The sequence below is a fragment of the Paenibacillus sp. YIM B09110 genome, assembly GCF_037167145.1.
Taxonomy (GTDB): domain Bacteria; phylum Bacillota; class Bacilli; order Paenibacillales; family Paenibacillaceae; genus Pristimantibacillus.
In genome coordinates this window covers 19,830-42,826 of the sequence record NZ_JBANSP010000031.1, presented here as the reverse complement: position 1 = coordinate 42,826, position 22,997 = coordinate 19,830, and the positions used below count along the sequence as shown (strand labels likewise).

General features: G+C 52.1%; 23 protein-coding genes and 1 riboswitch. Of the genes, 17 read left to right on the top strand and 6 right to left on the bottom strand.

Annotation, left to right across the window (positions count from 1 at the left end; all coding sequences use genetic code 11):
- The first annotated feature begins 4 nt into the window (after positions 1 to 4).
- Complete coding sequence (locus V8F51_RS27775; protein ID WP_337103756.1) at positions 5 to 727, top strand: FadR/GntR family transcriptional regulator; 723 nt, start codon at positions 5 to 7, stop codon at positions 725 to 727.
- A 97-nt stretch (positions 728 to 824) separates the two neighbouring features.
- On the opposite strand, the gene V8F51_RS27770 is transcribed toward V8F51_RS27775, so the two are convergent.
- Both V8F51_RS27770 and V8F51_RS27765 read right to left on the bottom strand, forming a co-directional pair.
- Positions 825 to 1,694 carry a J domain-containing protein gene (locus tag V8F51_RS27770; RefSeq protein WP_337103755.1) on the bottom strand — a complete coding sequence of 290 codons (870 nt, stop codon included), beginning with the start codon at positions 1,692 to 1,694 and terminating at the stop codon, positions 825 to 827.
- Positions 1,695 to 1,922: 228 nt separating this feature from the next.
- Complete coding sequence (locus V8F51_RS27765; RefSeq protein ID WP_337103754.1) at positions 1,923 to 2,795, bottom strand: AraC family transcriptional regulator; 873 nt, start codon at positions 2,793 to 2,795, stop codon at positions 1,923 to 1,925.
- A 123-nt stretch (positions 2,796 to 2,918) separates the two neighbouring features.
- On the opposite strand from V8F51_RS27765, the gene V8F51_RS27760 reads away from it, so the two are divergent.
- The 11 genes from V8F51_RS27760 to V8F51_RS27710 all read left to right on the top strand — a co-directional run bounded on the left by V8F51_RS27760 (position 2,919) and on the right by V8F51_RS27710 (position 13,016).
- Complete coding sequence (locus V8F51_RS27760) at positions 2,919 to 4,421, top strand: L-fucose/L-arabinose isomerase family protein (RefSeq protein WP_337103753.1); 1,503 nt, start codon at positions 2,919 to 2,921, stop codon at positions 4,419 to 4,421.
- A 114-nt stretch (positions 4,422 to 4,535) separates the two neighbouring features.
- Complete coding sequence (locus V8F51_RS27755; RefSeq protein ID WP_337103752.1) at positions 4,536 to 5,645, top strand: rhamnogalacturonan acetylesterase; 1,110 nt, start codon at positions 4,536 to 4,538, stop codon at positions 5,643 to 5,645.
- Between the two features lie 37 nt (positions 5,646 to 5,682).
- The gene (locus tag V8F51_RS27750; RefSeq protein ID WP_442956498.1) at positions 5,683 to 6,261 is read left to right on the top strand and encodes a hypothetical protein; all 579 of its coding nucleotides are present in this window, start codon (positions 5,683 to 5,685) and stop codon (positions 6,259 to 6,261) included.
- Positions 6,262 to 6,345: 84 nt separating this feature from the next.
- A riboswitch (PreQ1 riboswitch) is annotated at positions 6,346 to 6,389 on the top strand.
- On the top strand, positions 6,382 to 6,528 hold the full coding sequence (locus tag V8F51_RS27745; RefSeq protein ID WP_337103751.1) for a hypothetical protein: 147 nt from the start codon (positions 6,382 to 6,384) through the stop codon (positions 6,526 to 6,528). Its footprint overlaps the riboswitch before it by 8 nt.
- Positions 6,525 to 7,223: a 7-cyano-7-deazaguanine synthase QueC gene (gene queC / locus V8F51_RS27740; protein WP_337103750.1), complete on the top strand. Its 699-nt coding sequence runs from the start codon at positions 6,525 to 6,527 to the stop codon at positions 7,221 to 7,223. The genes V8F51_RS27745 and queC overlap by 4 nt, the downstream gene beginning before the upstream one ends.
- Positions 7,223 to 7,675 carry a 6-pyruvoyl trahydropterin synthase family protein gene (locus tag V8F51_RS27735; protein ID WP_337103749.1) on the top strand — a complete coding sequence of 151 codons (453 nt, stop codon included), beginning with the start codon at positions 7,223 to 7,225 and terminating at the stop codon, positions 7,673 to 7,675. Before queC ends, V8F51_RS27735 begins: the two co-directional genes overlap by 1 nt.
- Positions 7,665 to 8,399: a 7-carboxy-7-deazaguanine synthase QueE gene (queE, locus tag V8F51_RS27730; protein WP_337103748.1), complete on the top strand. Its 735-nt coding sequence runs from the start codon at positions 7,665 to 7,667 to the stop codon at positions 8,397 to 8,399. Before V8F51_RS27735 ends, queE begins: the two co-directional genes overlap by 11 nt.
- Positions 8,400 to 8,439: 40 nt before the next feature.
- Positions 8,440 to 8,937, top strand: coding sequence for a preQ(1) synthase (gene queF / locus V8F51_RS27725; RefSeq protein ID WP_337103747.1), 498 nt, complete (start codon positions 8,440 to 8,442; stop codon positions 8,935 to 8,937).
- Positions 8,938 to 8,989: 52 nt separating this feature from the next.
- Positions 8,990 to 10,573, top strand: a complete 1,584-nt coding sequence (locus V8F51_RS27720; protein ID WP_337103778.1) for a YcdB/YcdC domain-containing protein — start codon at positions 8,990 to 8,992, stop codon at positions 10,571 to 10,573.
- A gap of 191 nt (positions 10,574 to 10,764) precedes the next feature.
- Positions 10,765 to 11,766 (top strand): alpha/beta hydrolase, encoded by a 1,002-nt coding sequence (locus V8F51_RS27715; RefSeq protein ID WP_337103746.1) that lies wholly within the window; start codon positions 10,765 to 10,767, stop codon positions 11,764 to 11,766.
- Between the two features lie 236 nt (positions 11,767 to 12,002).
- Complete coding sequence (locus tag V8F51_RS27710) at positions 12,003 to 13,016, top strand: iron-hydroxamate ABC transporter substrate-binding protein (RefSeq protein WP_337103745.1); 1,014 nt, start codon at positions 12,003 to 12,005, stop codon at positions 13,014 to 13,016.
- A 69-nt stretch (positions 13,017 to 13,085) separates the two neighbouring features.
- Here the strand turns inward: V8F51_RS27710 and V8F51_RS27705 are convergent, their stop codons facing one another.
- The gene (locus V8F51_RS27705) at positions 13,086 to 13,889 is read right to left on the bottom strand and encodes a WYL domain-containing protein (protein ID WP_337103744.1); all 804 of its coding nucleotides are present in this window, start codon (positions 13,887 to 13,889) and stop codon (positions 13,086 to 13,088) included.
- On the bottom strand, positions 13,876 to 15,192 hold the full coding sequence (locus V8F51_RS27700) for a helix-turn-helix transcriptional regulator (RefSeq protein WP_337103743.1): 1,317 nt from the start codon (positions 15,190 to 15,192) through the stop codon (positions 13,876 to 13,878). Before V8F51_RS27700 ends, V8F51_RS27705 begins: the two co-directional genes overlap by 14 nt.
- Before the next feature lie 198 nt (positions 15,193 to 15,390).
- Between V8F51_RS27700 and V8F51_RS27695 the strand changes: the two genes are divergently transcribed.
- On the top strand, positions 15,391 to 16,821 hold the full coding sequence (locus V8F51_RS27695) for an RtcB family protein (RefSeq protein ID WP_337103742.1): 1,431 nt from the start codon (positions 15,391 to 15,393) through the stop codon (positions 16,819 to 16,821).
- A gap of 338 nt (positions 16,822 to 17,159) precedes the next feature.
- On the opposite strand, the gene V8F51_RS27690 is transcribed toward V8F51_RS27695, so the two are convergent.
- Entirely contained in the window at positions 17,160 to 17,291 is a 132-nt protein-coding gene (locus V8F51_RS27690; RefSeq protein WP_337103741.1) for a hypothetical protein, read from the bottom strand.
- Between the two features lie 73 nt (positions 17,292 to 17,364).
- Here V8F51_RS27690 and V8F51_RS27685 point away from each other — a divergent pair, with 73 nt between their 5' ends.
- From V8F51_RS27685 to V8F51_RS27675, 3 genes are all read left to right on the top strand, one after another.
- Positions 17,365 to 18,477, top strand: a complete 1,113-nt coding sequence (locus V8F51_RS27685; protein ID WP_337103740.1) for a slipin family protein — start codon at positions 17,365 to 17,367, stop codon at positions 18,475 to 18,477.
- Positions 18,478 to 18,610: 133 nt separating this feature from the next.
- Positions 18,611 to 19,252 (top strand): DUF1273 domain-containing protein, encoded by a 642-nt coding sequence (locus tag V8F51_RS27680; protein ID WP_337103739.1) that lies wholly within the window; start codon positions 18,611 to 18,613, stop codon positions 19,250 to 19,252.
- Positions 19,246 to 19,917, top strand: coding sequence for a DNA alkylation repair protein (locus tag V8F51_RS27675; protein ID WP_337103738.1), 672 nt, complete (start codon positions 19,246 to 19,248; stop codon positions 19,915 to 19,917). Before V8F51_RS27680 ends, V8F51_RS27675 begins: the two co-directional genes overlap by 7 nt.
- A gap of 62 nt (positions 19,918 to 19,979) precedes the next feature.
- Here V8F51_RS27675 and V8F51_RS27670 read toward each other — a convergent pair whose 3' ends face one another.
- Positions 19,980 to 22,718: an Ig-like domain-containing protein gene (locus tag V8F51_RS27670; protein WP_337103737.1), complete on the bottom strand. Its 2,739-nt coding sequence runs from the start codon at positions 22,716 to 22,718 to the stop codon at positions 19,980 to 19,982.
- 145 nt (positions 22,719 to 22,863) lie between these two features.
- On the opposite strand from V8F51_RS27670, the gene V8F51_RS27665 reads away from it, so the two are divergent.
- Entirely contained in the window at positions 22,864 to 22,986 is a 123-nt protein-coding gene (locus tag V8F51_RS27665; RefSeq protein WP_337103736.1) for a hypothetical protein, read from the top strand.
- The last annotated feature ends 11 nt before the right edge of the window (positions 22,987 to 22,997 follow it).

Sequence of the window (22,997 nt, the reverse complement as noted above, 5' to 3'; positions counted from 1 at the left end):
GGGCATGTCGTCGCTGGAAGTCGTGAAGTTGTCCAAACGCAATCATTACGAGGAAATAACGGAGCAAATCAAGGGGCTCATTATGGACGGAAAGCTGAAGGTTGGCGACAAGCTGCCTTCAACGAAAACGATGTCGGAGCAATTCGGCGTCGGACGCTCGACAACGCGCGAAGCGCTTAGCGCGCTTAAAGCGATGGGCATGATCGAGATTCGGCAAGGCGGCGGCTGCCGCGTCATTCGCAGCGCGCCTGCGGAGGTAGAGCTCCCTGAGCTCCAGTCGCTGCGGATGAACCGCGAGACGGTCCTCGAGCTGCTTGAAGCGCGTGAGTCGCTTGAAGTGTCGAATGCAGCCATTGCCGCTAAGAAACGCACAAATGACGATCTTGAGGCGTTAGCCGGCATCATTCATCAGATGGAGACGACGGTGGGCAATGACTCAGAGGGTGAGCGGCTTGATCTGCTCTTCCATCTGACGCTTGCGAAAGCCACGCATAATTCGATTATGGTACGGCTGTTCGAATCGATCATGGGCAAGGTCGAGACCGCGATCCACGATATTCGCCGCGTCGAGCTGTATGCGAACGAGCAAGTCGCCGGAAGGCTGTACGAGGAGCATTCCGCTATCTATGAAGCCGTCAAGGAGCAGCAAGCCGAACTTGCCGCCGAACGGATGGAGCGCCATCTGCAGCATATTGAGTCTATCGTGCTGAAGCATATCGGAGGTTAACAACTTACATTTTCATAGAAGGATAGACGAAGAGAAGAGGCTGCACCTGCATCGTCATGATGCGGGTACAGCCTCTTTCTCATGGATGGTCATACCGTTACTTAACCGTCTCCAAGTACTTCTTAATAAATTGCAGCGCCTTGTCCGGGTTCTTCGCATTGGTCCGAATGCCGACAATCATATCCTGCTTATAAATCGGCAAGTCGGTAACGAGTTCGCTCGTACTTAGATCGATGCCGTATACTCGCTCGCTCGTATCTTCCTCTGTCTTCAACTTGAGAGCCAAACCGTCCTTGAGTAACGGCTTCAGCTCCCCTTCAGCTGCATCATCAAGCGGCAGCAACACCCCTTGAACGCCGACCCACTGGAAAATATTTTTGTCCATCACGTACACGTCCGGATTTTCAGTCGCCAGCATAAGAACAGCCTTCTGCATATACGCATATTGGTTCGCTTCGTCTGCTGGTACCGGCGTCAGCATCGTCTTGAAACGCTTCCATTCCGGAAAAGCAGCCAGCAGCGCTTTCTCAAGAGGCTCTTCTTTCTCCGCGGTATCATTCAAATAGTAGTTGCCCATGAACGATACTTCAAGATCGACAGGGGGCAGACTCGCCAAGTAGGCTTTCTCTTCGCGATAGTTAACAAAGCTGATAACACCATAAATAATGAGTGCGACGGCTAAGACGGCGCCGAGCGTATGGAACTTATAATACCGCCAAAAATGGTCCATCTTCTGGGCTTTGTCGGCCATGCCCTTGTACTTGCCGTATTCCTGTTCATTGAACGCATCGGTCGTCTTGCGGTCCTCATATTCGAGGATGAATCGATACGCCCCAGTGATAAGCGAAAACTCATCATTGCCGCTGCTTCCCGTACCGTTATCCTGCTGCTGCGCTCGCGAGCGTTCTCTGCGCATCAAAGTCGTGTAGCGTTTCTCTACTTCTTCTCTCGGAGCTAATTCAGGCAACCCCAAGCGTTCATATGCTTGCTTCAAATCGTCCACTTCGTCACCCCAATTAGTAAAATAGCTCTTGTATGCATCCTATCTATAAGTATACGGAATTCCGCGCCCAACGCAAACTTTGGGAGAAGAACGAGAGTCATGTCGATTATCGCGGCCAATTGCCGCCAAAGGACGGCACAGAACCGAGCTGCGCAAAGACGCAGCTAACGGTTCGCGCGTAGTTTCAGCCGTTTACGCTTGCCGCCACTTCTTGCGGTAGACGAGCGGCGTCTGCTCCACACGGTCCTTGAACAGGGATATAAAATGGCTGACATTGTCGATGCCAATCTGCACGGCGATCTCGGCGATCGGCATATCGGAATATTTGAGCAGCTCCTTCGCTCTCGTAATCCGAGTATTAATGAGGTACTCATTCGGCGAGAAGCCGGTATAACGCTTGAATTGTTTGGCCAGATAGTATTTGCTGACCGCATGCTCTGCTGCCAGCTCGGTTAGCGACATCCTTTCCGCGAAATGCTCATCCATCCACTGCGTGATTTCACCGATGTAGCTTGGAATATCCGCATAAGGAAGCTCAAGCTGTTGAGCGGTCAAGACCAGCTCCGTCAATAGCTCCGTAATCAGCTGCGAGCCGACCAGTTCGGTTCGGAAGCTTTTGCGAGCGTGCAGCTCTATCAATTGACGAAGCAGCGCAGGCACCGGTGTGTCAGGCTGGAGCTTCAGTACTGGCTCTGAGCTTAATGCGAATTGCTCGTAGTAGGCACGGACTGCGCTGCCATTGAAGTGCACCCATAACATGTCCCAGGACTGGCCTTGCTCGGTTGCATAGTGCTGATAATCCATACAATCGATGAAGAAGAGCTGCTTGGCCATTAACGGATATGTCGTGCCCCGGTAGGTCAATCGCCCGCTTCCGGCTAAGGTATATACAATGAGATACGATTCAAGCTGTTCCCTTTCTGTAAAATAACGTTCGAGCGTCTCGAAATACCCAATCTCCTGTACGTAGAACAACGATTCCTTGGCGAAGGCCGACGGTGTAGCGAACAGCCGGACGGAGTTATCCGACCAGGCGGGATAACTTCTTTCGCTATAAGCGCACATGATAGGAGTTCACCTCGCAAGATTGTGTTATTTTTGACCAAGATGATCTGATGTTATTGGCATTGAAAGCCGTTACAATGTAGATATAAAGCTATTATTTCATAAAATGACGAGGTGGTAAAGATGACGTTACTATCTGCTATTAAACCAAGCAAGAGAGCACGGATCGGTCTTTATTCTGTTGGCTTAAAAGCGTATTGGGAGCAATTTCCCGGTCTGCGGGAGCGGTTGATTGAATACGGGCAATTCATCGAGAAGCGGATGTCCGCTTGGGGGGACGTATACAACTACGGACTTGTTGATACGGAAGGGGAAGGACGCAAGGCAGGAGAGTGGCTGAACGAGCAGCATGTGGACTTGGTGTTCTGCCATGCTGCTACGTATTCGACGAGCTCAACCGTGCTGCCCGTTCATCAGATTAATAAAGCGCCGGTCGTGTTTCTTAATTTGCAGCCGACGGAGCGCATTAGCTACGACCGTACGACAACCGGCGAATGGCTGGCGCATTGCGGAGCGTGTCCGGTACCCGAATTCGCCAATGCGTTCAATCGCGCAGCTATCCCTTTCCGCGTCGTTAACGGGCTGCTCGGCTTGGACTATACGCCTGCTATTTCACTAACGAACGAAATTACAGCCGAGCGAAAGGAAGCGTTGCGCGCTTGGCGCGAGATTGAGGAATGGGTGCGCGCGGCCGCCGTACCGCGCAACCTGCAGCATAGCCGCTTCGGCTTCTTAGGAAATACATACAGCGGCATGCTGGATATGTACAGCGACTTCACAATGATTGCGGCGCAGACTGGACTTCATGTTGAAGTGCTCGAGATGTGCGATCTCGATCGGCATTTGCGGCAAGTTACGCCACAGGAAGTGAAGGCGAAGCTTGATGAGGTGCATGAGATGTTCCAGATCAGCGGCGATTCGCCGTCCGATCCGATTGCAAGGAAGCCGACAGAGGAGCAGCTTGAATGGTCGTGCAAGGTGGCGGCGGCGCAGGAGCGCCTCGTTCGCGAGTATGATTTGGATGCGCTAACTTACTACTATCACGGCGCTCCGGGCGGTGAATATGAGAAGCTGCAGTCGGGCTTCATTGTCGGTCATTCCTTGCTGACGGCTCGCGGCATTCCATGCTCGGGCGAAGGCGATCTCAAGACGGCTGTTGCGATGAAAATATGCGATCTGCTTGGAACGGGTGGCAGCTTCTCAGAAATCGTTGTTGTTGATTATGTAGACGATACGATACTGCTCGGACATGACGGGCCGTTCCATATTGCGATCTCGGAAGGAAAACCTGTGCTGAGGGGGATGGGGCTGTATCACGGCAAGCAGGGCACTGGCGTTTCCGTCGAGGCGAAGGTTCGCACGGGGGCCGTAACGACGCTGAACGTCACGCAGACCGGAGACGGGAAGCTGAAGCTGATCGCAAGCGAAGGAGAGTCGACGAACGGTCCGATTATGCGCATCGGCAATACGCAGACGCCTATCAAATTCCGCCTTGCGCCGGATGATTATATGACGAGCTGGTTCGCTGAAGCGCCGACGCATCATTGCGCATTATCCATCGGTCATAATGCCTCGTTGTTCGCTAAGGTTGGCGAGCTGATGAAAGTGAAGCATGTTGCGCTATAGCGGCATAACATCAGAACGGAATTTTGAACAAAATGATCCGTTATTTGCCTACCCTTATAGGCAGCCATTCTGCTATTCTATCATTAATGAGACTTGATGATAGGATGGTGCGAAGTGGCTACAACTTATCGATTCGATTTCGGCATTGGCGATTCGCCGCAGCCAGGTACAGAATATATTCAAATTCTGCCGGATACGGCGTATAACGAAGAACGGGGTTACGGCTTTGAATCCTGCGAGCGTGTGAGCTCGCGCGATCGCGGCGAAGGCGACCGGCTGCGCAGCGCCTTCTGCATTCCTCTAGATTCGGCGTTCATCGTGAAGCTTCCTAATGGTTTGTATACAATTACAGTAACGATGGGCGACGCAATTGCGCCTACCGTAACTAGCTTGAAATACGGGGTTGGCCGAATGGTGCTGAACAAGATCATGACGTCGGCGGGGCAATACGCGGTGCACAGCTTCACAGTGAAGGTGACGGACGGCAAGCTGCGCCTAGCCTTCTCCGGCGTAGCGCCGCGTATTAATTCGCTTGATGTTGTGGAAGCGAAGCAAGCGACGACGATCTTCCTTGCCGGCGATTCCACAGTGACCGATCAGGACGTCTTCCCTTATGCGGGTTGGGGACAGATGCTGCCGCTGTACTTCAAGACCGATGTCGCGATCGACAATCATGCGAAGTCGGGACGCAGCTCGAAGAGCTTCATTTCTGAAGGGCGCTTGAAGCCGATCCTGGACGAAATCAAGTCCGGCGATTATTTATGGATTCAGTTCGGCCATAACGACGAGAAGCAGGATGAGGAGCGGACAACCGAGCCTTTTGGCTCCTACAAGGAGAAGTTGGCGATTTATGTGGAGGAAGCAAGGGCAAGAGGAGCGATTCCTGTCCTCATAACGCCGATGCATCGCCGCAAGTTCGATTCGCAAGGCTGCATTATCGATACGCATGGCGACTACTTGCTTGGCATGAAGGAGCTTGCGAGCGAACTCGACGTGCCGCTTATCGATTTGGCAGCGAAGAGCAAGACGCTGTACGAAGGGCTTGGAGATGAGCCTTCCAAAGCGCTGTTCATGTGGGCGTACCCGGGCGAATTCATACATTTTCCGGATGGGGCGCAGGACGATACGCATTTCCAGGAGCTTGGCGCGATCCGTGTTGCCGGATTGGTAGTCGAAGGAGTACGCGAGCTTGGGCTTGCGCCACTGAACTTGTATTTGCGATAAAGGCTGTCGATTATTTCAGCTAATTGAACTAGAATAGATGGATCAACGTTATAGATCGCGAGGTATGCGGGTGTTTGATCCAACGGTGTTCGAAAATGTAAAAGTCGCGCTGGAAAATCATTTTTACGATTTAGACAATTTGGATCGGCTGATCGATATTGTGGGACGGAATGACCGGATGGAAATGGCGGTTATGGCGCGCGAGTTCGGATTGCGATTTACGCTTGCGGGGCAGTCCGGGATGTCGGCTGAGGTTAGGCTGGCTTCCTCGCTCCGGCAGCTTGCAGCCGAGCTGTTGAACCAAGACGGCGATGCGGCGGCGACTGGAGCCGGCTGCTCGTTATCGTTGCGTTTCCGAGTCGTAATAAGCGAACCGGCCGACCAGTGCCGTAAGATTGAAGGTATTATGAGAACGATATGGGGCGATGATATGCCCTTTACTCAGACGATCAGCTATGTGCATGGGCAGGATTCTCCGCCAGAGGCCGTTTTTTATACGAACAAAATTGAACTGAAATTCAATCGCACGATCGGCGAGGAGCAAATGGAGGATATTCCAGAGCTGGCAGAACATATGCTGCAGACATTAAGAGAACTGAAAGCCGCAGCTATATAGCTCGATCTGGCAGTATTCAATCGGGAACAGCTGTGATATAGTACTCCTATACAACTGAAGAAGAAATTCCGGCGCCGCTGGCGGCCGGGAGAGGTTCGCGAACTCCCTCTATAAAAAACTATGCAAAACGAAGGCTTCTCACGAGAGCCTCGTCTTTTTGCGTTCGGCGCGAAGCGGCAGTACCCGCTTCGCGCCGTTTCTTTGGAATCGGAACGCAAGCAGCATAAGGATGGAACTGGGGCGATCTCTTTCTTCTCCGATCAATGATCTATAAAGCGAGAGGAAGATGGAGCATGAAGCAAGGTAAAGCAGTCGTTGTATTCAGCGGCGGTCAAGACAGCACGACATGCCTATTCTGGGCAATGGAGCGGTTCAATGAAGTAGAGGCGATTACGTTTGATTACGGACAGCGCCATAAACTGGAGCTTGAGGTTGCCTCTCAGATTGCGAAGGACTTAAACGTGAAGCATCATATTTTGGATATGTCGCTCCTGAATCAATTAGCGCCTAACGCGCTGACTCGCGACGATATCGAGATTGAACATAAAGAAGGCGAGCTGCCTACGACATTCGTTGACGGCCGCAACATGTTGTTTCTAACGTTCGCGGCTGTGTTAGCGAAGCAGATTGGCGCTGCGCATATTGTTACCGGCGTATGCGAGACGGACTTCAGCGGATATCCCGATTGCAGGGATGTATTCGTGAAGTCGCTTAACGTAACGCTTAATTTATCGATGGATTATCCTTTCGTTATCGATACGCCGCTTATGTGGCTGAACAAAGCGGAGACGTGGGCGCTCGCCGACGAGCTTGGCGCTTTTGAATTCGTCCGGGAGCGGACGTTGACCTGTTATAACGGCATTCCATCGGGCGGCTGCGGACATTGTCCGGCCTGTCTGCTTCGTCAGAAAGGGCTTGATGATTACTTGTCTGCAAAGCGCGATAAGGAGGAGAGAAGCTAATGCTTCAACAAATTTATCCTTCCGTCGCGCATGATTATAGTTATGAGCTGAACAAAGACTTTCATTTCGCCGCAGCGCACTTTGTCCCTTCGGAAGCGGCAGGCAAGTGCCGTCAAACGCACGGACATACGTATTATGCGAACGTCACGGTAGCGGGCGACGAGCTCGACGAGTGCGGCTTTCTCGTGAACTTCGCGATTATTAAGCGGCTGATCCATGATCGGTTCGATCATACGCTGCTGAATGACGATACGGAGAGCTTCAGCGACGAGCTGCCGGAGCGATATCCGACGACGGAGGTCGTGGCGCGCACAATCGCTGAGCTCGTGCAGAATTATCTGGACGTTACTGCCAATCAGCCGCGCGTCTTGCAGGTGTTTCTTCGCGAAACGCCGACAAGCTACTGCGTATATCGGCCGAAGCGAAAGGCGGCGGCAGTCGATGAGCGCTAATTCGAAGCGTATTCCGGTACTGGAGCTGTTCGGCCCGACCGTTCAGGGCGAGGGAATGGTCATCGGACGCAAAACGATGTTCGTCCGCACGGCCGGCTGCGACTATCGGTGCAGCTGGTGCGATTCCGCCTTCACTTGGGACGGCACCGGCAAGGACGATATCCGGATGCTTACAGCGGATGAAATTATAGAGAAGCTGCGGGCGCTGGGCGGAGACTGCTTTGATCATGTGACGATCTCAGGCGGCAATCCTGCTCTGCTGCCCGCCCTCGGCGAGTTAATTGATGGGCTGCGCGAGAGCGGGATTCGTTCTGCGCTTGAGACGCAAGGAAGCCGATGGCAGGACTGGTTCTTGGATATTGACGACCTGACGCTGTCGCCGAAGCCGCCGAGCTCCGGCATGACGACGGACTGGGCCGTGCTTGACGATATTGTGGGCAAACTGCAAAGCAAGTCGCGCAGCTTCTGCTTGAAAACGGTCGTTTTCGATGAGCTGGATTTGGAATATGCGACCTTCGTCCATCTCCGTTATCCAGGCGTACCGTTCTATGTACAGGCGGGCAATGCGAACCTGCGAGAGACAGAGCCTGCGCGAATGCTGCCTTACTTGGTAGAACGCTATGAATGGCTCATCCGGCAAGTGATGAACAATACGGAGCTGCGCAGCGTACATGTGCTGCCGCAATTGCATACATGGGTTTGGGGCAATAAGAAAGGCGTCTAGAGCATGAACGATTTTAGAACAAAGCTGGAGGGTATCGGTTATGGAAGGAAGAAGCAAAGAAGAGTTGAACGGCGTGACGCTGCTTGGCAATCAAGGAACGAACTATATTTTTGAATATGCGCCACAAATCCTAGAGACGTTTGACAATAAGCACCCGAATAGAGACTACTTCGTCAAGTTCAACTGTCCTGAATTCACGAGCCTGTGCCCGATGACGGGACAGCCGGATTTTGCGACGATCTATATTTCTTATATTCCCGATGTGAAAATGGTAGAGAGCAAGTCGCTGAAGCTGTATCTGTTCAGCTTCCGCAATCATGGCGATTTCCACGAGGATTGTATGAACATCATTATGAACGACTTGATTGCGCTCATGAATCCGCGTTACATTGAAGTATGGGGTAAATTTACGCCAAGAGGCGGCATTTCTATCGATCCGTATTGCAATTGGGGCCAGCCAGGCACCAAATACGAGCAAATGGCAGATTTCCGCCTTATGAATCATGATCTCTATCCGGAGAAAGTAGACAATCGCTAACGATAGACGTAACCGGGGAGACAAAACCGAATAGGAGATTAAGAAGTTGTCTATGGATCACAACAAGCTGCGCGAGGCAGCGATGGCGGTTACGGTAATTCCGCGCGGCTACCTCCTAGTGATGGAGGACAGCATCCCTAAGTATGATGCGCGGGAACGCGGCTATATTTGGGAGCATCCAGAGCGTTCTGAAGAGCGCATTGAGATCGCGCTTGATCTGGACACTGCTGCGCTGCTCGAATTGCGAATTGAATCTGCCAGTCAGCCGGCCGGGCCGCGCAACTGTCCTCTGGAGGATGTAAAGGCGGTTACGGATGCTTTTCTAACGAAACATGCAGTTGATCCTTCTCGACTAACATGGGTGCACGTAGAAGAAGGACAAAGCTGCACGTATATGACGTTCAGGGAAGAAGTCGGCGGTGTTGCGCTGCCGGATACCGGCTGCGAGCTGACGCTTGACGCCGAGCTGAACGTAATCGGATATCGGAATTGCTATGGCGCCGACGTGCCTGCAAGGTCGGAATGGCCGAAGGAAATAGCGACTGCCGATTCAATAAAATCACGGCTCCAGCGGGAGCTTCGTATGGAGCTTGCGATAGTCCCCATGCACCCTGGTGTCCATGAGGGTTATGCCCTCGATGCCGATACAAATGATGATGATGACGCATACAGGCTCGTCTATGTTCCTACGGAAGCGCGGCGTATGCTTGATGCGGCGACCGGCCTTGATCTCTACGAACCCGATCACTACCGTATGCCGCCTAGCTTCCCTATCTTGAGAAGAGAAGGAGTCATGCAGGCTCCTCTTCAGTATGCGGCAGCTGACCGAGCCAAGATCGAAACGAAGCTTGGCGTGGATAGCGCGGCGTATAGGCTTGATCGCAGCCATGACGATGGCGAAGTTATTACACTGATTTATAGGTACAAGGATGAGAATCGACCAAGCAAAGATTCGGAAGCTCTATCGGTTGACGGTTATATGGAGCGGAGATGGGGCGAGCAGTTTCGCAACATGAGTGCATCGCACCGACTTCGGTTCGAGAAGTCGACTGGACGTCTTATCGAGTACAGCTGTTATAGCCGCCGAGTAAGTGCTGAACTTACGGAGGGTTCGAAGACGCCGCTAAGCCGCCCTGAATGCTGGCGCCGTGCAAAGCAATTTATGGAGCTTGTGTTTCCCGAGTACGATCGCTACCTCCAGTTGCAAGAAGCGAACGGTTCTGAGGATGGAGAAGCCGTAGAGCGGGAGTTCTTTTATTTGCCCGTTTATATCAGTGACGTGCCTCTTCATCTGGAGCGCGTCACGATCAGCGTCAGCACAGCAACCGGAGAGGTGCTGCTCTATAGCGGAGTATCCGCGCATCTGCTCCATAAGCTGGAGCAACATAAGTTTGAGCCGTCACTTACAGCTGAAGATGCGTCGAAATCATATTTGGCTTACAATCGGCTGCGATTAAGATGGCACTTAGATCAAAGTCAGGATCAAGATAAGCCGCCGTCCGCCTATCGGCTTATTTATGAATCTATAGCCTCCGAGGACGAGCTGCCCTTCGAGGGCAGTCACAGCAGAACTTTGCGTTATATCGATGCGGTTAACGGCGATCTTATTTGGGATAAGGTCACAAAACGCAAATAATTGGCTGAGCCGCGCTTCAGCCTGTCGTGCATGGAATGCCGGATCGATGGCAAACTAAAGGTTAATAATGGTACTATGGTATTCAATTGCAAAGCTAAAGGATCAAATAAGAGCGAGCGGCGAGCCATGTGAGAAGGCGCGGGATGGGTGGCTGGTTAGCTGGCAATCCAAGGTGAAATGAGCGGACGCATATGAACGGAATCGTGGTCGTAATCGGGATCATCTTATTAGTGCTTATCGTGATAGCCGTGCTGGCTGTCATTAGCGTTTACTTCTATAACCTCGCAATCAAGCGCGGGTCCAAAGATTTTCTTAGCAGCAGCGGGGATCTGGTTCAGAACGACGGGGGCGGCGAGGCAGAATCGGCGATCGATCTAGGGTTGCAGGAGGAGGATGTGCCCGCCGCGCTCGAGCTGGACGGCGTACAGTGGGTAGACAGCCGGAATCCTCAGATTTGGCATATTACGACGAGGGATGGTCTTAAGCTTCAGGGCTATTATCTGCCAACCAAATCGCCTACCGCGAATACCGTTATTTTGGCGCACGGCTATTCGTCGAAAGGCAAGGATCTGGGGCTTATCGCTCGTTTCTATTACGAGCAGTTCGGATATAACGTGCTGATGCCGGATGACCGGGGGCATGGAGAAAGCGAAGGGAACTACATCGGCTTCGGATGGGTTGATCGGAATGATTATTTGCAGTGGATTCGGAAGGCGGTGGATACCGTCGGGGAAGAAGCCCGGATCGTCCTGCACGGCATTTCCATGGGCGGAGCGACCGTCATGATGGTTAGCGGAGAACCGCTTCCGAAGCAAGTCAAAGCCATTATCGAGGATTGCGGCTATACGTCGGTGCGCGACCAATTGGCGTACCAGCTTAAGCGGCTGTACAAGCTGCCTGCATTCCCTATCCTTCAGGCTACCAGCTTATTGACGAAGCTAAAGGCCGGTTACAGCTTCGCGGAAGCGTCGGCGCTGCGCCAATTGGCGCGGAACAAGCTGCCGATGCTGTTCATTCACGGCAGCGACGATACGTTCGTGCCGACGGAAATGGTTTACCGGTTGTATGACGCTTGCCATACGGAGAAGGAGCTGTACGTCGCGGAGGGGGCAGGACACGGACTCGCCTATAGCACGAACAAGGCTGTCTATGAACGCAAAGTTCACGATTTTATTTCTAAATATATGAGTTGATATTGAATCATAACAAGAGCTATCCTTGCGGGTCCATGCGACCATGGGGCAGCTTCTTTTGTTGTGTCTTAGGCGCAAATCATTGTTGATAATAAGAATGAAAATAAGCATTGACGGTCACATCGATATTTGATAAAGTTTATCAAGTAATTGATAATGATTCGCATTCGCGCTATGAAATTTACATATGGAACGAGTGAATCACGGGAGAACACCATAATTCAGGAGGCATATTCATGTTTAAGAGCAAATCCTTTATCGTTGCAATAGTCATGATGATGGCATTGACCGTCATTTTATCGGCTTGCGGCGGCAACAAAAACAACACAAACCGTGCAAATAACGGTGGAACGACGGAAACGACGCCTCCAGCGCAAGAAACGGCAGCTCCGACGGACGCGCCAGTAGAATCTGAGCTGCGCGATTTCGAAACAGCCAAAGGCATTGTAAAAATTCCTGCGAAACCGCAACGTATTGTAACAGACTATTACGGCGGCGAGTTGCTGTCCGTTGGCGCTAACGTCGTTGGCGTCGAGACGACGACTTTCGATAATCCGTTCTTGAAAGATTTGCTCACGAATACAGAAGATGTTGGCGCGGAAGTGAATCTTGAGAAGACACTATCGCTTGCTCCCGATCTGATTGTTGTCATGTATGACAAAAACTATGAGGAATTGTCCAAAATTGCTCCTACAATCCACATTCCATACGGAACGGCTACGAACATCTACGAAACGGTTAAGCTGTTTGGCGATATCGTTGGTGCTCCTGATAAAGCGGAAGCATTTATCTCGGATTACGAGGAAAAAGCGGCAGCGGGACGCGAGAAGCTGAAAGGCGTTATCGATGAAAATGCGACAGTCGGCTTGTATGAGTTGACAGACAAAGGCGAGCTGTGGATCTTCGGCGACAACGGCGGTCGCGGAGGTCAAGCGGTCTATAATGCGTTGAAGCTGAAAATGCCAGCGAAGGATTTCAAAAACGAAATTACACAAATCTCGCTTGAAGTACTGCCTGAGTATGCGGCCGATTATATGTTCCTGACGACTTACGATCCAGATAAAAAAGGCGAGGAAAGCAAGAAGCTGAAAGATTCTGCGATCTGGAAAAGCCTAGATACGTATAAGAAAAACAATATATTCTTCAACGACTTCGATACTTTCTACCGTTACGATCCGATTGCAATCAAAGGCCAAATCGACTTGTTCGTAAACCTATTGCTGGAAAGAACGGAAGAAAACAAAAAATAATCATTTAAAACAAACGAACACCCCTTCAACCGAGGGCTGCGATAAGCCGCCTCTAAGAAGGGGTGTTTTTTAATCCAACTCTCCGTATCGTTCAAGCGCCATATTGGCTGTGTTCAGCATCCGGCTCTTCAAGTAATCGCCGTCTACGAGTTTAACCCGCTTGCCTAGAAAGCGAAGCTTGGAGAGCACATATTCCTGCTCTTCGCCAGGGAAGGTCAGCTTAATCGTGTAGACATGGGCAACGGAATCGTATTCGACTTTCTTATCGAAGCAGGAGAAAGCGTAAAGGATACGCGACAGCTCTTCGTTGTATTGCTGTACGACCTCGATCGCCACGGTCATATTGCGTCTGTCAATCAACCGGCGAATAGTCGTTTGAAGCTGCTCATACTGCGAAGGCGGCAGCTCCGTTTCCTGCACATCGACGATTTTGTTCAGCCTTGTCGTAAGCAGCTTGCGGCGGCTAGGGTGAAACCATAGCAGGTACCATTCCCGCTTCACCATCGAATATTCGAGCTTATAGGGAACAGCGCTCTGGCGAGCGTTAAGGCTGCCGTCCTTCGTCAGAAAGCTGAGCGAGATCCCGCTGCGATTCATAATGGCTCGCCGCAGCTGACGCAGCAGCGGATGGTACACATGGACGACTTTACTGCGTGCCTTCTCGCTGAGTCGGTCGTCCGTTCGCAGCACGGGATCAGCCTCCAGCATTGTCAGCAGCTTGTTCAGCGTCTCCGGAGTGAATGCGTGCTGCGAGGCAGCTTCGGACAGCATCGTCTTCAGCCAGCTCCTCTCGTGAGCGGTGGCGAGGAACGTGCCGGAGTCGTCCAGCTTCGAGATGACTTGATAATTGAAAATTTTCTCAAACGGATTCATAATACGTCTTCAGCTCCTTCCACTCCTCGATCATTTCCCGCCGCAGCTGAGCGGGCTCCAGCACCTCGCAGCTTGAACCGAAGCTTCGAATCCAAGGCTTTATCTCCAACGTGCCGTTCACTTCAATCTCGTATAGAAAGGAGGTTTCATCCTCCTGAACAATGCCTCCCCATTGCCCTTGATGAAGCACGCGCTCCTTCACGAAATTACGCGAGCCGTCGCCAGGATTGAAGAACCGCAGCCGAACCGTAACGCGCCTTCCCGTATCGATGAGCCAGGAATAAGCGATCTTCTCCTCCAGCTCGGCAAGCTTCTGCTCGAACAGCTCGGCAGGAGCAGATACCCCGTCATCCGCAATTTGGGTGACGCCTTCCAACCGGTATTTGCGAATATTATGCCGTGCATGGTAGGCGAGCAAGTACCAACGGCCGTATTGATGATCGTATACGACCTTCAGCGGCAGAGCCCTCTCCAATACGCCCTCGGAATCGCGCTCGAACAACGGGTTCGTGTTCTGCGAAGCGTAGCTCTTCTTTTTTTTCGGCGAGAAGTAGAGAAACGTAACGTATTTGCGCTGCTCAATGGCGGCCAGCAGGCTGAACAGATGAGCCTCATCCAGCAGGCGGGAGTAATAATGATATTTATATAGAAAAGCGCCTAGCGCCTCTTGCTCCACGTTGCTGCGCAGCAGCTGCTTCTTCAGGCTGTCGCGCAACAAATAGCCTTGGAGCGATGGAACCTGCGTATTGGCCATAACGTCTACGAAATCATACAGATCCAGCCACTCATCCTCTGTCAGCTCCGTCAGCCAATCGTTATGAAGGCGGTAGCGGGATGGGCGCGGTCCGGGAGCTTTGCGAATGACGCCGACCTGCTCCAAGTACTTCAGGTCGGAGCGAATCGTCTTCTCATCGGGCAGAGCCTGCTCCTCCGGTAGGCTTGCGTAACAAATATCGAGCAGCTCCATCGCCGTCCGCGCTTGGTCGCTCATCGCCGCGAGCAGCAGAGATATGCGTTCGCTCTCCGACTCCTTGAGCGACTTGGCGCGGAATAGGAAGAGCAGCATCGGATCGGTGGAGTCGAAGTAATTGAACCGGATCGTCTCCGCCAGCTCCTTGCTCTGCTCCGCGGGAAGCTGCTGGTGAACCGAGCTTACGATTTCTTTAAGCCGCTTTAGCGTTTTATCGAAGGTATGTACCGAAATGCCGAGCCTGTCGGCGAACTGCTGACGGCTGTAAGCGCCGCTCGTTAGCGCCAGCATCCGCAAAAATTGAATTTCCTTATCGAAGCTTTCTCTTGCCATGTTCGTTTTGCTCCTCTCCAGGGGCGTCCTCATTCCTCCATTGTATCATCGAATTTCTGATTTGATTATGCTTTGTAATACTTTCGCCATGTTCGCAGCTAACGAAATGAGTCATGATAGAACTCGTAAGACGCCTTAACCTACAACATTCGAATCAGACATTAACGATACACGGACATAGAGTCAGGAGGAATGACAATGGAGCTTCAATTGAACCATCCTTACAAAAATCACGGCGGCAATCACTACGAGCTAGAGCTTGCGAGCGGCAAGCTTCATCTGTTCGCCAACGAGGAAGTGCTCGCTTCTTTCGAACCGAAGGTGTTCGAGATGGCGAACAACAATTTGCAAATTCCGCGCAACGTCTATATGAGCTATACGCCAGACGCGCATGTCGGAGTAGGAACATGCATTGGCACGACGGCGGTATGGAGCATGAAGGACGGCTGCGTATCGCCATCGATCGTAGGCTCGGATATCGGCTGCGGCATGCGCGTTCATACAACGCCGCTTCATAAACGCGATATACAAAATAAAGAGATTCGCAGAAGCCTCATAGCGGCAATCGAGAAATACGTCCCGACGAATGAGCGTACGAATACGAATTATAATGACATCGATATTATGAGCGTCGTAAGAAACGGCCTCAAGGGCTTGCCGGACAAATATATTCCGAATGAGCAATGGCTGACGCACGTGGAGCAATCTACGTTCCAATATGATCATTCTTATCTCGACCAGCTGCCTCCCAAGATTCGCAAGCATGCGCATGGACAATTAGGGTCGCTGGGCAGCGGCAACCATTTTATTGAGATTCAGTACTTGGAAATTAACGAGGAGTACGAGGCGGTAGCGGCAAAATGGGGCTTATTCGACGGGCAAGTCGTCGTCATGATCCACTCCGGTTCCCGTTCTTGGGGAGCAATGGTAGGACGCGAGCATAACAACGTCATTAAGGAAGCGATGAGTCAATGGGGCGTCAGCAATCCCGACCCGCAGCTGATCTACGCGCCAATCGCGAGCCGCGAAGGGCAGACGTACCTGAATCTTATGTACTCCGCGCTTAACTTTGCGGTAAGCAACCGCCATATGATCGCTTACGGCGTACGCGAAGCGTTCAAGGAAGTGTTCGGCGAGGGGATGGAGCTGCCGGTGCTGTATGATTTGATGCATAATTACGCGCTCAAGGAATTCCACCGCAATCAGCCGATGCTCGTTCATCGCAAAGGCGCGACGCGCGCGTTGCCGCCAGGCCATTTCTTGAACACGGCAGCATACAAGGAGACGGGTCATCCGGCATTGATTCCCGGCTCGATGGGAACGTCCTCGTACATTATGGTTGGCCGCGAGGAAGGAATGAAAAACTTTTATTCCATCTGCCATGGAGCGGGGCGGGCAAGATCGCGCAAAGCGACGAAGCTGCTCGTCACGGTCGACCAATTCGAGCAATCCATGAAGGTCGGCACAGACGATGAGGTGCTCGTGAATCACCGCTCGCTTCAGAGCATTCTCGATGAATGTCCGCAAGCCTACAAGGACGTCGATCAAATTATCGACAGCGTTGTCGGCGCGTCGTTAGCCGGCGTCGTCGCCAAATGCAAGCCGATGGCCGCGATTAAGGGCATCTAGTTTTTTTACGCTTACCAATGCGCTATTAAAGATAACATCAATAATAGATGAGGTTAGCTGCAGGGGTGGCATACCTTGGCTGGGATTTCATAGAGTCCCGCAGTGCTTGCGCATGTTATGCGCTTGTATGCTGTATCGCGCATCGCCTCGCTAATCTTCCACATGTAGTATGAAGCAGGGGTTCGATTCCCCACGTGCCTTTCACGCACGCTCATGGTAGAGCACTCGACTTTTAATCGAGAGAACCTAAACCTATTAACGACCAGCCTCGGCAATTTTCACGGAGGGCTTCCAAAGACTCCGACTGAAGATGGACTAAGCAGCCGAGCGGATACCGATTAAGGAACGCCTGCTCCACCGCTCACGCCTGACATACCGCGGTGCAAGCGGCAAGCGAGCTTGCCGCCGCTTATGGATGGCTGCGCGTATGAGGTGCGCCGCCCTTCTTCTAAAGCACGGTTCCGTCTCATCGACAGGAAAATTGCCGCCCTGGGCTAGGTCACGAATCAAACGAAACGAAACGACATTTAAAGAGGTGTTGATATGTTTACTAAAGTAACGATCAAAGACGACGAGCGCGGCTTGCTGTTCAAGAAAGGCAGCTACGTAAGGCATTTGCAGCCAGGCGTCTATCGCTATACGAAGTTTTCCGAGGAGTCGATCGTCGTGCTGAATGCAGCGAAACGATTCGATGTGCCGAATAAAGATTTGAATCTTTTTTTGAAGGATGCGGAGCTGCTTGCGGAACTGACCGTCATCGACGTGCAAGACTATGAATACGCGCTCCATTACCGGGACGGCAAGTTCGTCTCGCTGCTAACGGCCGGCAAATACGCATATTGGAATATCCTGCATAAGCATACATTCGTGACCGTTGATTTCCGAAATCCGGAGATAAGCTCCGATGTTAGCCTGATTGCATTGAACAAGCTACAGGGCTATTATCAAATGTCGGAGGTCGCAAACCACGAGACGGGCTTGCTGTTCTATAACAATGTGCTTAAGCGGGAGCTCCGTCCGGGCAAATATTATTTTTGGAAAAGTCCAACGTCCGTGCTGGTGAAGACATTCGACCTGCGTCAGCAGCAGCTTGACATGACGGGCCAAGAAATTATGACCGAGGATAAGGTGACGCTTAGGCTTAACTTCGTCTGCCAATACAAGATTGTCGATCCGCTTAAGGCGTTCGCGATCAAGTCGTTCGAGGATCAAGTGTATATCCTGCTCCAGCTTATATTGCGAGAGTATGTCGGCACGATGAAGCTTGACGATCTGCTGCGCATGAAGCAGGAAATTGCCGCGTTCGTCCTATCGCGTCTGAACGAGAAGAGCGACAGCTATGGCGTGGAATTTGTATCGGCAGGTCTTAAGGATATTATCCTGCCAGGCGAGATTAAGGACATTCTTAACACGGTGCTGCTCGCGGAGAAGAAGGCGCAAGCCAACATCATTACCCGTCGCGAAGAAACGGCCTCGACTCGCAGCCTGCTGAACACGGCGAAGCTGATGGATGAGAACGTTACGCTGTACCGGCTCAAGGAGCTAGAGTTTCTGGAGAAAATATGCGAGAAGATCGGCACGATCTCGCTTACCGGCGGCGGCAACGTGTTGGAGCAGCTAGGCTCGCTGCTTAGCGTGAAGGGCGCGGACAAATGATGAAGCCCAGACGAAGAGGCTGTCTATATCGGTGCTGTTGAACCGTTGCGACAGCCTCTTCGCATCGTTCTGCCTCATTATGATATAGTAGGGTAATAGAGAAACAGGCGACATACGAAGAAGGCGTGAATGTATGAAAAACTTGCTGGTAACGGGATACCGGGCGCATGAGCTGCAAATTTTCAACCAGAAGCATAAAGGGATCGGTTATATTCAGAAGGCGCTGACGAACAAGCTTATTCCTATTATTGAGGATGGCCTGGAATGGGTCATTACGCCGGGTCAATACGGCGTTGATCTATGGGCGTGCGAAGCTGTCATTGCGCTCAAGGAGACGTATCCGCATCTGAAGCTGTCTATTATTGCAGCGTACAGCAATCCCGAGGAGAACTGGAAGGACGATAAGAAGGAGTACTTTCAGCAGCTGCTGAAGGGCGTCGACTACTATTCCTCCGTCAGCAATCAGCCTTATAACGGCGTATGGCAGCTGACGGCGAGAGATGATCTGTTATTCCGCAAAACCGACGGCATTCTGCTCGTCTATGACGATGATGCGGCCGAGGGAAGTCCCCGCTATATGAAGCAGAAGGCGCTCAAGAAACACGACGCTGACGGATACGGTTATTTCACGTTAACCTCCGAGGAAATTCAGGATGCGGCGAATGAAGAGAGTTATTCGCTTATGGACGATGACCGGACAGGTACAATGGATGACGATACCGGCGATCCATATGGACCAAACGATAATGGACGGGGAGAGTTGCCGGAATGGTAAACAAATGCGCCGCGGCGTTTGAGGCTTGGCTGAGAGAGCATGCAGATCCGGAGCAGGCTGAGCCGATGGAAGCGTACATGCGCAATCAGTTTCCGTTTCTAGGCATTCGCAATCCAGAGCGGCAGGCGCTCACACGCGAATTCTGGAAAGCGAATCCGTTGCCGAAAGGGGACGAGCTATGCGAGACAGCCCTTCAGCTGTGGAGCTTGCCGGAGCGGGAGTTTCATTATACGGCGATGAGCCTGCTGGAGAAATTCGGGAAGCATGCAAGCGAGCGGCATATCGATGTGCTGGAAACGCTTGTGACGCAGCATTCTTGGTGGGATACGGTCGATTTCATCGCGTCCCATCTCATCGGCATGCAGCTGTCGGCGTATCCGCAGCTAGTGACGGACTATCCCGATCGCTGGATAACGGGCGACAATATGTGGCTGCGACGGTCGGCGATATTGTACCAGCTGAAATATAAGCATAGCACCGACTTCGACCGTTTGACGGACTATATCGAGCGCTGCAAGGGAGAGAGCGAGTTCTTCATCCGCAAGGCGATCGGCTGGGCGCTCCGCGAATATGCGAAGACGGATGCGGGAGCGGTGAGCCGCTACGTTGCGACAGCCGGTTTATCGCCGCTGAGCGAGAAGGAAGCGATGAAGCATTTGCGGTAGAAAATAGCAGGCAGCCCCGATGGTCGGTGAAGACCTTCGGGGCTGCCTGTTCATTTGTTTGACTAGCGCACGGTGTAGAAGATCGTCTCTACGACGGGCTGCTGGCCGTTCAGATCAAGCAGCGACTCTGCGCCTTGGGCGGAGAACTTAACGCCCACGACCGTACCGACAGAGGTCGTCGGCAGCTTAAGCGTGACGACATTGCCTTGCAGCGTCGCCGTGCTCGGGCTCAGCTTCTTGCCGCTTGCCGTTACGATCTCGAAGGCGCCGGCAGGGTTGCCTTTGACCGTTTCGCTAAGCGTGATATACAATCCCGTCGACCAACCGTCGACGGCCGTAATATACGGCCTTGCGTTATCGCGATCGGAGCCGCTGAAATAAACGGCGGCATCATGCTCGATGAGCTTGCCTTGGAGATCGGCGATATCCTCGTCGTCCGCCTCATAGGACAGCTTGTAGCTTCTGTCTTGGCGAAGCGGTCCTGCATTCTCGGTATTCAGATGAACAGTCACTTTCTGCCGGTCAGCTGACAGCTCGTAGAGCGCATAACCGTCGTCCGTAATGCGGACGTTTGTTTTATCCGATTCGTTGTAGAGCGAATAGACGTCGTTGTCCGCTCCTGTAACGGGCTCGCTGAATATAATTTCGAAATTGTATCGATCCTTGACGGTAACCCCTTGAATCGTAGGCGCTCCGTTCTGCTGGTCGATGCCTTGGAAGGAGACGACATACGGCGAGTCGCCCTGCTTCGTAACGAGGCCGTTCCAGCCTGCTGCATCGGTTATGCCGGATACGAAGCTCATGCGGTACACAATGCCGTTTGTCAGCCTGTCGCCTAAATTAAGGGTTGCTTCCGTAACAATCCGGTTCTTGTCGTTTAGTTGGTCGCTGTTTATTCTGCCCGCATCGTCACGATCGTCCTTCAGACGGAAGCTGTCGGCACTCACGTTTTTGACCGGCTCGCTAAAGTAGACGGTAACGGCAGTTGCGTTAACCGGTACGATTCTTGTCACATAAGGCGCGCCATTAGCCTCATCGACACCTGCGAAGCGCGCGCTGTTCGCGTTGTTTGCCGTTTCGAGACCCGGCAGTCCAGTCACCTTCGCCACGTAGACGTGGCCTTGCTTGAACAAGGAGGGATTGCCGTTATCTCTCGTTGCGAATTGGACGCGGATGATCGTGTCGTCACCTGGCTTTAGCGACGTATAAACTCGCCAGCCGGACATCGATACGGAATTACCGTTATCCGTTACGATGTCGATGTCAATAGTGCTTAACGAAATGCCGGCAAGCGAGCGGTTGAAATCGACTTCAATGGTGTTTTCGTTCAATGCGATGATCGATTGCAGGCTGACCGCAGGCGATTCGTAGCTGCCTTCTCCAGCGAAGACGAGCTTCGTGTTCGCGGCGATGGCATTGCCTGCCTTATCTTTGACGCCATTGATCGTAAGCGTATATTTTTTGCCTCTCGTCTGATTCGTCGTTGTGAGCGTAACCGTCTTGTCATCTTCGTTGTATGTTGCCCGCGTCGGATTGTCTAGTCCGCCGTCAATATCATAGTTGTCTTCGTCATTCGCCGTTCCGCTATCGAGCGCTTCGCTGAACGTAATAACGATCTTATTGCCCTGCTGCGTGAACTTGGTTACGGCTGGAGCTGTTCTGTCGACTACGGCGCCGAAGTAAAGATCACTGCGGGAATCCATCGTATTTCCGGCATGGTCTTTAATATTTTTGACCGTCAGCGTATAGACTGTTCCCGACTCCTGCTTCTCAGTCGTGATCGTTACCTTCTTGCGGTCTGAAGATAGGTCGATGCCTGTAATATCGAGATTGTTGTTAATACGGTAGTTGGACCAGTTCTCAGCGGAGCTTTCCGTAATCTGCTCGCTGAAGACGAGCTCGATCTTCGCCTCGCTTGTGATTTTGCTGGATGTGATGCGCGGTTTAGTCGTATCTCTCGGCGGTTCTGGATCGCTTTCGTACACTTTGTAGCTCCAAGTATCGCCATCAACGGTAAGCCGGTACGTCTTGCCGCTTGTTTGCTTGTCGGTCGTCAAGGTGACGAGCGTTCCGAAATCGCTTAGCGAAGCGCGCTGAATGCGGACATCTCTGCCATAATCGTCTCTCAGCTTGAACTGGTCAAGCGATATTTCCTTGACGGACTTGCGAAGATCGACGAGCAGCACGTTGTTCGATATGGAGACGACCGAGTTTACCTCGAGCTTCTCACGCTCCGGATTTTGGTCCGGATTCATATCGATATAGACGGAGTAAGCCGCCTGTACAAGCTGCGAGCGCAGCGCGTTCGTGCGGTAGTCGGATTGCGGCGTGATCCAGCCTTTGTTCAGCGCGACGCCGACATCGCGTTTCGCCCATGAGGAGACGCTGCCGTATACAGTGTTGGATGCTTCGCCGGATGCGCCGTAGCCGCGTACGAGAACAGTTGCCAGTTGTTCAATGGTTACGTTCGAGGTTGGCGAGAACTTTCCTTTGCCCACGCCTTGCATAAGGCCTGCTCTGGATACGGCTTGTATTTCACCATAAGACCATCTTGTCTTAAGTACGTCGGTATAAATCGCTTTGGATGAGTCCTCGGTCAGATCCCACAGTCTGAACAGCACAGCCGCGAATTGCTCGCGCGTCATAGTCGTATAGAGCTGCGAGCTTCCGTCTGCGAAGCCGGTGAATATGCCTTCATTGACCAGGAAGCGATATTTCTCTTCCGCGCTTAAATCATCGGCTGCCGTAGCGGCAGCAGGCATGACTGCAAACAACAAAATGGCGGACAGTAGAACTAACAATAATTTTCGGATAGCTCATTCCTCCTTTAAAATAGCTGCAGCGTACGTTTCCACCTATTGGCTTCAATTCCTTGATTAGTCTCTAAAACGAAGGAATGATACAAAATGTTTCAAACAATAGATGGAAGTGGAAACTTTTTTTTGAATGCTTGTGGAAGACCGCTGCTCCTTGCGCTTGAAACTATATGTATTCATCCTGGAGTCGATTCATTACGGCATCGTTCGCGCTCTTCGCGCCTCTTTCGCAAAATGCGCTGGCAGCATATAATGATAGAGTGC